The organism is Peribacillus sp. NPDC097895, from assembly GCF_050277555.1.
Lineage (GTDB): Bacteria > Bacillota > Bacilli > Bacillales > DSM-1321 > Peribacillus.
This window is the reverse complement of record NZ_JBNNSH010000013.1, coordinates 23,455-36,112: the sequence shown is the minus strand read 5'-3', so window position 1 is coordinate 36,112 and position 12,658 is coordinate 23,455. Positions and strand designations below refer to the sequence as shown.

The following is a 12,658-nucleotide window of genomic DNA, read 5'->3' as shown; positions in this document are numbered from 1 at the left end:
GCTCTTCAGCGCCGATGGTAGTTGGGGGTTTCCCCCTGTGAGAGTAGGACGCCGCCAAGCCATTTTAAAGATCAGCCATCCGGCTGGTCTTTTTTTGTCGTTTGTTTCCTTCTGAATCCTTGCTTGAAACCAGCTAAAAGGTAGAAACCGATAAGACTCATATAAAGAATGTTAGAGGTAGTATAAGATAGGACATAGGACATACTATAAATGCATCATCAATGATCATACAAAATGATTTCCGCATCTTTTTGTATAATCATATCTGTATAAGACATATGGACAGATTCCTTCGTTTCTTTAGGGATATATGTTAAACTTAACTTAGTTCTGAAACTGTCATTGGGGGAATAGCCGATGGATACCTCTGCTAAAGAAAAAATGATTTTTTCGTTTGCTGAATGGTTGAGAGACCAAGGCAAATCAGATAATACGATCAAAACCTATACTGGTGTTCTTTCACAGTTTTGTGATCAGACACAAAAGATATTGTTGGAAATCCAATCTGAAGATGTCCAAGACTATCTTGACAATTTAGAAAATTGCAAGAAAAGTCCAGGGACAATTGAAAAACACTATATCGCCCTAAATGTATTCTTTAAATTTTTGGGCAAACCACAAATAATGCTTACTGTTGAACGTAAGATTAAAGAGCAGAAGCATGAGGTGCCGGAAACTTTAAGTATAAAAGAGCAGGAAATCCTGTTAAGAGATATAGAAGCAGAGGGAAATCTAAGGAACATTGCCATCGTATACCTGTTGTTACATACTGGAATTCGTGTATCTGAATTATGTGACTTGAATGGTCGGGACGTCATCATGGATACAGAGAAAAATTATATTGTTGTTAGGAACGCAAAAGGTGAAATTGATAGGAACGTTCCCCTTACATTATCGGCTATCCAACATGTGAAAAATTATCTTTATTCTTTAAAAGAAAAAGCAGGTCCGTTGTTCATTTCAAGTTATAATCAAAGGATCACACCGAGGTCAGTTCAATATATATTGAAAAAATATAATGTGCACCCACATAAATTGCGTCATACATTTTGCCAAAGGCTAGTGGATAATGGAATAGATATACAAACAATATCAAAGCTTGCCGGTCATAAAGATTTAAACGTAACGAAACGTTATTTAAAAGAAACATCGCTGGATCTTGAAAATGCGATAGATCAAACTTTCACTAAACATTAACCTATAGAAGTTAAAAAGGAAGACGAAGTCTTTCTTTTTTTTTGTTCCTATAAACAAACTAATTTAGTCCATAGAAGTCCGTCTAAGAAGAGCTGAGAGATGAAGCATTAGGAGGAACGGGAGGTAGCTAAACCTTGAAATGGGCTGTTTTTAGCTTATATACCATCCATGTGGATGAGTTGATGAGGCAAGCTTCGAGTCATTTGATCAAGAAAAGAGAGAGGGCATCCCTATTATGGGATGCCCTCCATTCTTATTTAGCTGTTTTTTTCTTCTTTTTGCCTATCTTCATTATTACTTCATAAACTACCGGTACAATGACAAGTGTAAGCAGTGTAGAACTCACTAGTCCTCCGATAACTGTTATTCCCAAACCTTGTGAAATTAATCCGCTGCCTTCTGCACCGATGGCCAGTGGTATTAAAGCACCAACTGTGGCGAGGGCGGTCATCAAGATTGGACGTAGCCGTGTTGATCCTGCCTCCAGTAATGCCTCACGAGTAGATAAGCCCGAATCTTCATTTTTGATTACACGATCCACTAATACGATGGCATTGGTTACAACGATACCAATAAGCATGAGGACACCCATCATAGCCGATACGCTGATGGTCTCACCTGCAATGAATAATCCTGCTAATGCCCCGATTACCGTAAATGGTAAGGAGAATAGAATGGCGATTGGTGCTAGACCGCCATGGAAAGTGACGACAAGGACAAAGTACACGATAGCAATTGCTGCTAACATAGCGATGCCAAGTTGAGTGAATGATTCTTGAATGTCTTCGGTTACTCCACCATAATCAACGGAAACACTTGCAGGAAGGTCTAATTTATCAACTTCCTTTTGTACCTTAGCTGTTACTGCTGCTACATCATCCGATTTGATTGTTGCAGACACGTCGGCATAAATTTTACCATCGCGACGGCTTATTGTATCGGACGTCTTGCCTTCTTCGATTTTCACAAGCTCTTTTAATGGTATTTCCATACCCATTGGAGAGGTGATTTTCGTATTCTCAAGATCTTTTTTATCTTCAAATGTCGTTTCTTCTGTCTCGACATATACTTTGACTTCTTCTCCATCTTTCTTAATTGTAGTTAGAGCATCATCTTTGTTCGAATTTGCAATGGACATACCAATTTGTGCAGCTGTTAGTCCAAGGTCACTAAGCTTTTGTTGGTCTGCTACTAGTGTATATTGCTCATAAGCATCGGAAAGACTCGTATCAACATCTTTTAAGTCTTTGTTTTTCTTCATGATATTCTGAATATCATCGATTACCGGTTCAATATCTTTTTGTGTATTTCCATATACATATAGGGTAGTTTCATTGCTTGATGTTGATGTGAATTCTTGTTGTTTCCATGTTCCGGGTGTATCAAGGCTAGTTAAATCTTTTATGATCTTTTCTTTCTTGTCCCCGAAGTTTTCAGTGTCTTCATCATAAATTACATAGAAGAGAGCCGAGTTACCCGAGCCGCCCATCATGCCGGACATCATGTTTTCCCCTAATGTGTATTGAACGGTCTCCACATCATCTTTATCCATGAAATATTTTTCTACTTTTTCGGTTTGTTTTTCAATATCCTCTTTTAGTTCACCTGGAGCTGGAGTGTAAGTAACGATGATCGTTTTTTCTTCATCTGCAGGCATGAAGCTGACACCGATACTTGGAATTAGGAATAAGCTGCCGACTAATAATACAATGGCCGTTCCAAAAGTGATTAACTTATGGTTTAATGACCAATCCAGCGCTTTGCGGTAGAATAGAGATAGTTTGCTTGGCTTTTCTTCATGTGATTTTAATTCTTTTTCAGATAGTCCATTTTTAAATAAAGAGTCTGCCATGGCAGGAACAAGAGTAATGGCAATGATTAATGATGCAACTAATGCAAACACCATTGTTAATGCGAATGGCATGAATAGTTCCCCAACTGCTCCCGTAACGCTCGCTAGAGGCAAGTAAACGGCTACAGTAACGATTGTTGATGACAGAATAGGGATGAACATTTCCTTAGTGGCAGAGCGTATTAATTCGCCGCCTTTTAATTGTTCGCCTTTTAAGGCCATTCTTCTATAGATATTTTCAATTACGACAATCGAGTCATCGACGACTCGGCCAATGGCAACTGTCATGGCACCTAATGTCATGACATTTAATGAGATGTCCAATTGTTTGAGCACCAATAGGGCTGCCAATAAAGATAATGGAATTGAAATGACAGAAATTAGAGTCGTTTTAAAGTTCCTTAGGAAAAGCATGATAACAATGACGGCAAACAGACAGCCGAAAATTGCCTTACTAATCATCGTTTCTACAGAATCTTTAATCGGTTTGGCTTGATCAAGCGTAGTATGAACACTTACGCCTTTGAAATCTTCTTTGAAATTGGAAACTTCTTCTTTTACTTCGTCTACGATTGCAACTGTATCGGCATCAGGTGATCTTGTAACCTGGAGTCCGATCGATTCGCTGCCGTTTGTTCTTGAGATAGATTCAGCCTTACCGGTGATTTTAACTTCGGCAATGTCTGATAATTTAACATTTTGTGGTTGGACAGTATTTGGTGCCAGTCCAGGAGATACTTGATTTGTATCAGGTGCACCTTGAGTTGGTGTTTCTGTTTTTGAACCACCCGTTAAAGGTATTTTAATATTTTTCAGGTCTTTTAATGTGGAGATGTTTCCATCAACAACGATCGTTTTTTCTTTATCTTCAAAGTTATATATACCTAGTGGCACCTTGACGTTCGCTGCTTGGATTACCTTCTTCACAGTCTCTTCGTCGAGTCCGTATTGCGCCATCTTATCTTCATCGAATACAAGGCTGCCTTCATTTACTTGTTGTCCGGAAATTGAAACGGATGTTACACCGTCAATCCCTTCAAGTTTAGGTACTAATACCTCTTCGACGTTTTTTGTCAGGGCAGGCAAATCAGAATCCTTATCTGTTACACTGAGTGCGACAACTGGAAAAGCGTTTAATTCCAATTTAGATACGCTTGGGTCATCCACTCCCTCAGGCAGTTCTAATTTCTCTAATGCTTCTTTCACTTCTTTTACAGCGTCGTCCATATCCGTATCATAATTATATTGTAATTGGACGGAAGAAACATTGGCCATGGAAGACGAACTGACTAATTCGACTCCTGATAAATTTGTTACTTTCTGTTCAATCTGTTCTGTGAGTTTATCTGCTACTTCTTCAGGTGCAGCTCCAGGGTATACGGTGGAAATGCTTATTAAAGGAGTTGAGATATTGGGAATGGTTTCTTGCTTCATGTTTAAACCGGAATATAAACCCGCTGCAACGATGATGATTGTAAGCAGCCAGATTGCCAGTTTATTTTTCAAAGAAAATTTAATTATAGAATTCAAACTATTACCCTCCATACTTATATTGTGACTAGTCGGTCATAGATTCAAATATATAGTATAAGTATTATGAATGCAATAGATAATAACTGTTAGTTTTATCGTTGTGATTTCAAGGGTTTTGGGATACAATGTGGATGATATGACTGAGTGGTCATAAGTGGATAATATTTATGGGATAGGATGGATTTGATGAATGAAAAACATAAAATGATTATAGATAAATCTGTGGAACTTTTCGCGGAGAAAGGCTATCATGCTACTTCCGTTCAGGAAATTGCTGAAAAGTGCGGGATAGCAAAGGGATCTTTTTATAATTACTTTAAATCGAAGGAAGAGTTGCTCGTCTCTATTTTTAAAAATTTTTATGAGGCGTTGACGGACTCTTTGCTCGATCTGGAACTTGATGCTTCTTTATCAAGTAAAGACAAGTTTTTAAGGCAAATCACTGTTCATATTGAGCATATGACAGGGAATACCAATTTCATTCAAATGCTGTTGCAGGAACAAATGGTTCATATCAGCAAAGAATTGGATAGGTTTTTACATTATATGCATGAAGAGGGCCTGATTTGGTGCAAGCGTAAAATCATTGAGTTATACCCAGATCTCTCGGCTGAGCTTTTGCCTGATAGCACGATCATATTAGATTCCCTTTTCAAGGGATATATCGGAATGTTAATCAGAAAAAAAGATGCCTACGAAGTGGAATTGTTACCTAACTTCATCTTGAACCGGATGGATTCGATCATCGCAAGCCTGCAAAACAAGGAAGATCCATTATTGAAGCAATTTCCATTACCAAAATGCTCTTTGCAGGAATTGAGCCCTAAAGAGGAAATCCATTCGATCATCAGCAGGATGTTGGAAGTGGAAACGCGTAAAGAAGAGGGAATGGAAATAAGTAAAAATACAGAAGCTTTAAAGGCGATTCAAGAAGAATTTTCTAAAGTTAAACCAAGTTCGATTATCCTGGAAAGTCTTTTGTTGTTTTTGGAAAAAAATGAAAAACGAAGTCCCCTTTGTTCAAAGCTTATCTTAACGATGAAGGATTATTTAATGAATTTATGAAGGTTTTACAGAAAGGGGCGTAAAGCCTCTTTTTTATGTGGATACTGTGTGGAATTTCAATTCTGAATTTTCGCATATAAGATTGAGTTTCAAAAGGTAGGCTTTAGGAAAAGGTAATTATAAAGAAGAAATTCTTGATTTGAATATGGGGGCTACGTCATGAGATGGAAAAAAGGAATGCTGATTTACAATAAAAAAGCCGGGAACGATAAACTCGAAAGAAATCTCGAGCAGTGTCTTCCGATTATAGCTCCTCATATTGATGAGTTCCTTATTTTGCAAACGAAGGAAAAAGGCGATGCAAGTCGATTTTGCTCGGAATATGGGGAAGACATGGATGTTGTTTTTGTATTGGGAGGAGATGGAACCGTTCATGAGTGTGTAAATGGTCTTTCATCACTTGGAAAGAGGCCTCTGTTTGGGGTTTTGCCTGGAGGGACGTGTAATGACTTCTCCAGGACATTAAAGATTCCTCAAAATATTCGTCAAGCCTCGGAAGCACTTGTAAATGGCAAAGTTCGTTCAATTGACATAGGGCAGGCCGATGATGCTTATTTTTCGAATTTTTGGGGTGTTGGACTTATTTCTGACGCATCAAGCAATATTGATGAGCAGGAAAAAAATAAGTTCGGAAAGATCGGATATTTATTAAGTGCGGTTAGGACGATTGGAGATAATAACCCGTTTCCCTTTAAGCTCCAATATGATGGAAATATGATTGAAGGGGAAGCAATCATGATTTTGGTCTTGAATGGGTGTTATATTGGTACTAATTTATTGCCATTTCCCATGGTAAGCCCTGATGATGGGCTGTTTGGCATTGCCATCTTGGAAAAAGCAAACCTTAGTGCATTTTTTGAAATAATGGCTATGAAACGTTTGTGGACTGAAAAACTGAGTCCGGAGTCAGGGGTGACTTATTTACAGGCGGGTACTCTGATCATTGAAACCAAGATGCCGCTTGATGTGGATATGGATGGAGAGATCTATAGCCAAACGCCTACCCGGATTAAAATCCTTAGTCATCATTTATCGGTATTAACGCCGAATTAGAGAAGAGAGTATTAAATTAAGTGATATGTGTTTTTTTTGTTTCATTCATTCCTTATTTCTGCATTTGCTTCCAAAATAAGATAAAATATAGAATGATATATCATTTTTTGCAGGAGGAACACATATGGTGTACCAGGTCAGATTGTTAAAGGGCATTTTAGAGCCCCATAGGAGTCGTTACCAGCTGCAAAATGCAGAAGCGGTCACGCGGCTTGGATGGAAACTACTATTATTATATTTTCTTAGTGTTATAGTTTTTGCAATTGGAGGATATTTCGGCATTGGCTCTGAGTCATTTTCCAAAGAAATCACAAAGATGACTGCTGATGAATTTGAAGCGGGAAAGTTGCTGATAGTGTGCGGAAATATTATAGCGGGTCTCTTTTATCCTTCCATATATATATTTTTTTCTTCTCTATTCTTTTGGATTGTTACGGATATCCCATACATAAAATTAGTAATCGTTCAAATGATCATTTTCGGTTTGCAATTATTGGAGAAAATATTGTTGCTTCCTCTATTTGTATTAATGGATATCGGAAACGATGCTAACCCTTTTTCATTGGGTGTCATCAGTCAGTATTTTCTAAGAAGTGATTACTTTATTCATTTTTTCAGCGAAATCACCATTTTTCAATTTCTTATTATTGTCCTGCAATATTTCTATTTAAAGGAATTTACAGAACGGAATAAATATTTGGTCCTATCAATGACTTTTCTATTCTATTTGGCCACGTGGTTTGTTAAAGCCTTTTTAGCATATATCCAAGTGGGCGTATTTGTATAAGGCGGGTGAAAAGAATGAAGGCGAAATGGAAAATAGCGGCAGTATCTTTTGCTTCGATTGCATTAATAACCGTTAACTTATACCTTATTGAAAAGAAAGAAAGCAAAGTGGAACGAACTGTTTTCGTGGAAAACTGGACTAAAGTAAAAAAAGATACAATTAGGGATACTATTCAAACAAAAGGGGTAGTTAAACCTGTAGAAGAGTTTGATATCTATTTCGATGCCAAGAAAAACGACTTCAAAAAATTTCTTGTAAAAGAGGGAGATGAGGTAGCGGCTGGCTCTCCGTTATTCGAGTATACGACAGCCGAACTGGATGCGCTTAAAGCGAATTTAGAAGCGGAGAAAACAGCTGCTGAAGGAGAGATTGCAGGAATTGACGAATACATTGGGAAGTTGAGGACTTATCAAGGAACCCTGACCAGCAATCCTGATAAGGCGGTCATCGATGACTCGGTAGAAAAGACCTTGAATATTGATGTAACCACTAGCTCTACAGATCTTATCAAAAGTAACATTGAGCAAGAAATGTACAAGCAAGAACTAGAAAAAAGCAGCTTGAATGAAAAAGTGAAAATGTATGATGCTCAATTAAGCTCAATCGAGGAGCAGACCAGCGCGGTTGAGACGGCGAGTGAAGCAGATGGTGTGGTTAAAAACATCAATAAAAACCTGAATAATCCCATTATATCCATTGTTTCAACAAATATGGCAATTGAAGGGGATTTCTCTGAAGAAGAGATGAAAAAGGCTGAAGTGGGCATGACTATAAAAGCAAGCTCCCCTGATTTAAAAAAGTCATTGAATGGAACAATAGGTCGTATACATTCTTATCCTGCAGAAGAGCCATCATTAAAAAAAGGTAGCAGATTTCCATTTCAAGCCATGATCGAACCGGAGGGTGAAGAAACGGAACCTTTGTTGGTTGGATCAAAGGTCAACCTTGCAGTAATAACCAATGAGAAAGCGGGTGTACCCTCCATTCCTGAAGAAGCAGTCCATCCAAAAAAACAGCCGCATGTCTATAAATTGACTAAAAAAGGCTTTGTGGATAAGCACTACATTACAAAAGGACTTAAAGCAGAAGGAAAGCAAGAAATCATAAAGGGGCCGGCAGTTGGTGAAATCATCCTAATAGAACCAAACGGGGTAGTGAAAAACCATTCTCATTTTATTACTCCCATTCAATTAGAAAAAGTGAAAACTAAAACTTATAAAAAATTCACCAATAGGGAAAAAGTAAGGTATCTGTTACTTGGCATTTTGGAAAAATAGCTTTTTTTCATCAAATGAGGGGATGTCAAATTCGTTATAAATTATATATCCATATAATTTTAAATGAATAAAATCGGGAAGTGTAATTACAGGTATAATAGTCGTTAATACAGAATTTTCAGACATATTTAAAGATTATTTCTATAGGGGGCGAGAATAAATATTTACAGAATCACATTTTTAGTATAATATTTTATTATAAGTTAACTCGCTTAATCTTATTCCAAGAACGGGGGACCCAATTTTGTGGATTCATATCCGCTAGGGGTGAATTCAGAAATGAAAGGGCTTTTTGTGTTTCCAATCCTAACCCGACAGCTAACCTCGTCAGCGTCTTCAAGGGAACATGTGTGAATATTCACGCCAATAAGAAATCGACACATGAAGTGTCTTTTTTTTCGGCGTAAAGACAGAGTTTTTCAAAAAAGAAAAATTACTTTCTTTCTATTATGATCTTGTTTCCCTTACCGAGACAAAATGTTTTTGCATCAAAGACTTTATGGAAGGTGAGGAAAGTATATGAAGAAATTCAAATTAAGTTTAGCAAGCCAAATTTTCATTGGTTTAATTCTAGGGATTATCGTTGGTGCCATTTTTTATGGTAACGAGACGGCTCAAAACTTTTTACAGCCATTCGGAGACATTTTCCTACGAATGATTAAAATGATTGTTGTGCCAATCATTGTATCTAGCCTTATCGTTGCAGTTGCGGGTGTAGGTGATTTGAAAGCTGTAGGTAAACTAGGAGCTAAATCACTATCATACTTTGTAGTGGTAACTATGATTGCGATTGCTGTTGGTCTGATTTCCGCGAATATCATCCAGCCGGGTGCTGGGGTGAATATGAATAAGCTGGAACAAACGGATATTTCCACGTATGTTGATACAGCAGAAACTAAGCAGCATGAATCTTTTGTAGATACACTCGTTCACATTGTACCGTCTAATCCAGTTCAAGCTATGGTACAAGGTGATATGCTAGCGATTATTTTCTTCTCCGTGTTGTTTGGACTTAGTATTGCGGCTATCGGTGAAAAAGGTAAACCAGTATTTCGTTTCTTCCAAGGTACAGCAGAAGGAATGTTCTACTTAACTAATATGGTCATGAAATTTGCTCCTATCGGGGTATTTGCACTAATCGGTGTGACCATCTCCAAGTTCGGTTTGGAATCTTTAATCCCGTTAGGAAAGTTAGCGCTTTCTGTATACGGAACAATGATTTTCTTTGTAATTGTCATTCTGGGTCTTATTGCAAAATTTGTAGGATTCAATATCTTTACGTTGATTAAGCTTCTTAAAGAGGAATTGATTCTTGCGTTCTCTACAGCAAGTTCAGAAGCGGTTCTTCCGAAACTTATGGAAAAAATGGAGAAAGCGGGATGTCCGAAACATATTGCTACATTCGTTATTCCGACTGGATACTCCTTTAACCTTGATGGCTCTACATTATATCAAGCGTTAGCAGCTATTTTCATCGCTCAAATGTACGGAATTGATTTAAGTGCTTATGAGCAAATCACGTTAATGCTAGTATTAATGATTACATCCAAAGGGATTGCGGGTGTACCTGGTGTATCCTTCGTAGTTCTTTTAGCGACATTGGGAACTGTCGGTATTCCTATTGAAGGTCTAGCATTTATTGCCGGTATTGACCGTATTCTTGATATGGGACGTACAGTAGTAAACGTTATCGGTAATTCACTTGCAGCAATCGTTATCTCTAAATGGGAAGGTCAATTCAACCCTCCTTCCAAAAAAGAACTAGAACAAGTTTCTTGATCGAAAATCCAGAGTGATATCCTCACTCTGGATTTTTTTGATTTTGAAAAATGTATGTTTATTTTCGAACAATCCAAAAGCGGCAATCCGATGAGAAATTGATGACATCATCGCTTTCATGGAATAATTCACTCCGGTAAAAGCTCTCGATGACTGTAAATCCTGCTTCTTCAAGACAATTAAGTACTTCAAGTTGATTTGGGATATGAAGATAAGTATCATTTTGAAGTGTCTGTCCAGGTGTGAAAATATCCCCGAATTCATAAAGCCTCTCATCTTGTTTACCTTCACACCAAATAATTTCCTCTTGCTCCCAGAAGTTCAGGTAATTTTCATTTTTATCACGGTCGTGTGTTGTGAAAATGAAGATGCCTTCGGGTTTTAAAATACGGTTGATTTCTTTTAAAGCTAAAGTACGGTTTTTTCGTTTGGGTATTTGCATTAAACCATTAAAGGCGAAAATTGCTTTATCGAAAGATGAGTTGTTGAAAGGGAGGTTGGCTGCATCGCCAAGGATAAATGGTATATCCAGGTTAACTTCGTGCGATATTTTTTCAGCTTCAGAAAGCATGGCAGGAGTTAAATCCAATCCGGTTATTTTTTGAAATCCTTTTTTATACAGTGCGAAGGTGGTTCTTCCTGTTCCACATCCGATATCAAGGATCTTATCATCCGGATAAAAATATTTTTCGAATGCATATTTTTCCGATTGCCAAAGCCCTATCTTTTTAGTTGCTTGAGCATAAAGGGAAGCGGCTTCATGAAAAGAATTAATGATAAAACCTTTTTCAATTTTATCCATCGTCAATTCCTCCAAACCTTTATTTTTACTATAATATGGATATTGGGGATTGTCGAGCTTGTTCCTGATCTTATAAGGTGGGTATAGAGTTAGGTTTTCCATTTATTTACATGATGCGGGATAAATATTCTGGGTTATATATCTTACTTGAAATCCAAAAAGTTTGATAAAATAACATTATTGATTGAAAGCTCGGAGGGGAACAGGTTATGAAGAATGATAGCAATGATATTTTATATATGCATATGCAGGCTTCCGAACGGTTTGTCCTTTTTAATGGACTAAATTTTCGCGAATTTGCCTATTCACTGCCATATACCTTGGATTCCATCTTATTATTGAAACATCAATTCGATGGTGGGGAATACAATTTGAATGTTCTGCTTGAGAGCGCTTCATCTGAGGCTATCGCTAAGCTGGTTAAAGAAAATGTCCGGGCATATGGAGATTTCTGTTGGATTGATTTTGAAGAAGCGGAAGGGCTGGATGAATTGGATGGAAAGGAATTATCGGAACTTTTATATTTAGGGCATACGAAAACCCATTTGGAGCCTCCCTTTTTTCGTAAATTGAATAATCAATTTGTGTATCTTGCCCAGGATGATGGCTGGTTCAATAAAATATATTTTCGTTCTCTTTCGACATATTATATGATGTTGGGTAGTCTGATTCCGCTAAAGCTTGAGCCGTTAAAAGTGGAAAGGACTTGGCTTGGGATAAGAAAGAAAAAAGAATTGACGGCCATTCCCGCAGAAATCATTTCTTCCTTGGCTCCCATTCTCGCAGAGGGACTAATTTTTTCATTTCGGGACGTTAAGTACTCAAGAACGAAGATTGAGATACCAGCTTGGGTCGTGGGAGATTATTTAAACATGGATGAGATGCATGATGACTTTTCGGATAGAAATTTGAAGGAGCCGGACGTCTTCATTTCCTTCAATCGAAAAGAAAAAGTATGGGAATGCGTTATTAAAAACAAATCACTTTCCTGATTTATTCCCATCATAAGACTTTATTGATTTGCTTATTTCCCATCCTTGAATTTTTTTAGGTGTAAGACTTACTGCCTCAAGCATAAAAGATAAGAGAGGATGACGCCCAGGATTGTGGCGAATTTATCCTGTGTTCCACTGTTGGTAATCATTGGAAAGGAACCATTGATGGAAGTTTCGCTTTTCCCCGCAATAACAGGCTGTAAGGTATCGATGGAAATGAAGGTTTATGGGTATCGAATGAAAATTATAATGAAAAATATGGATGAAAAACAGCCTGTAAATGCCCGAATGGCTTCGACGCATAGGATATGCTAGCAC

Annotated in this window: 9 protein-coding genes and 1 riboswitch; of the genes, 7 read left to right on the top strand and 2 right to left on the bottom strand. The window is 37.6% G+C overall.

The genetic code is table 11. The features are described from left to right. Positions 1 to 357: 357 nt before the first annotated feature. Positions 358 to 1,197, top strand: coding sequence for a tyrosine-type recombinase/integrase (locus tag ACQKMH_RS27360; RefSeq protein ID WP_427590395.1), 840 nt, complete (start codon positions 358 to 360; stop codon positions 1,195 to 1,197). 253 nt (positions 1,198 to 1,450) lie between these two features. Here the strand turns inward: ACQKMH_RS27360 and ACQKMH_RS27355 are convergent, their stop codons facing one another. Beyond that, positions 1,451 to 4,579 carry an efflux RND transporter permease subunit gene (locus ACQKMH_RS27355; RefSeq protein ID WP_427590394.1) on the bottom strand — a complete coding sequence of 1,043 codons (3,129 nt, stop codon included), beginning with the start codon at positions 4,577 to 4,579 and terminating at the stop codon, positions 1,451 to 1,453. 189 nt (positions 4,580 to 4,768) lie between these two features. On the opposite strand from ACQKMH_RS27355, the gene ACQKMH_RS27350 reads away from it, so the two are divergent. The 5 genes from ACQKMH_RS27350 to ACQKMH_RS27330 all read left to right on the top strand — a co-directional run bounded on the left by ACQKMH_RS27350 (position 4,769) and on the right by ACQKMH_RS27330 (position 10,543). Further along, the gene (locus tag ACQKMH_RS27350; protein ID WP_427590393.1) at positions 4,769 to 5,647 is read left to right on the top strand and encodes a TetR/AcrR family transcriptional regulator; all 879 of its coding nucleotides are present in this window, start codon (positions 4,769 to 4,771) and stop codon (positions 5,645 to 5,647) included. A 159-nt stretch (positions 5,648 to 5,806) separates the two neighbouring features. After that, positions 5,807 to 6,700: a diacylglycerol/lipid kinase family protein gene (locus tag ACQKMH_RS27345; protein ID WP_427590392.1), complete on the top strand. Its 894-nt coding sequence runs from the start codon at positions 5,807 to 5,809 to the stop codon at positions 6,698 to 6,700. Between the two features lie 124 nt (positions 6,701 to 6,824). Continuing rightward, positions 6,825 to 7,487, top strand: coding sequence for a hypothetical protein (locus ACQKMH_RS27340; RefSeq protein WP_427590391.1), 663 nt, complete (start codon positions 6,825 to 6,827; stop codon positions 7,485 to 7,487). 14 nt (positions 7,488 to 7,501) lie between these two features. Then, positions 7,502 to 8,764: an efflux RND transporter periplasmic adaptor subunit gene (locus tag ACQKMH_RS27335; RefSeq protein WP_427590390.1), complete on the top strand. Its 1,263-nt coding sequence runs from the start codon at positions 7,502 to 7,504 to the stop codon at positions 8,762 to 8,764. 199 nt (positions 8,765 to 8,963) lie between these two features. Next, positions 8,964 to 9,112, top strand: a riboswitch (cyclic di-AMP (ydaO/yuaA leader). Positions 9,113 to 9,283: 171 nt separating this feature from the next. Beyond that, positions 9,284 to 10,543, top strand: coding sequence for a cation:dicarboxylate symporter family transporter (locus ACQKMH_RS27330; RefSeq protein ID WP_268938506.1), 1,260 nt, complete (start codon positions 9,284 to 9,286; stop codon positions 10,541 to 10,543). 58 nt (positions 10,544 to 10,601) lie between these two features. On the opposite strand, the gene ACQKMH_RS27325 is transcribed toward ACQKMH_RS27330, so the two are convergent. After that, positions 10,602 to 11,345: a class I SAM-dependent methyltransferase gene (locus ACQKMH_RS27325; protein WP_427590389.1), complete on the bottom strand. Its 744-nt coding sequence runs from the start codon at positions 11,343 to 11,345 to the stop codon at positions 10,602 to 10,604. A gap of 209 nt (positions 11,346 to 11,554) precedes the next feature. Between ACQKMH_RS27325 and ACQKMH_RS27320 the strand changes: the two genes are divergently transcribed. Further along, entirely contained in the window at positions 11,555 to 12,337 is a 783-nt protein-coding gene (locus ACQKMH_RS27320; RefSeq protein ID WP_427590388.1) for a hypothetical protein, read from the top strand. Positions 12,338 to 12,658 lie beyond the last annotated feature (321 nt).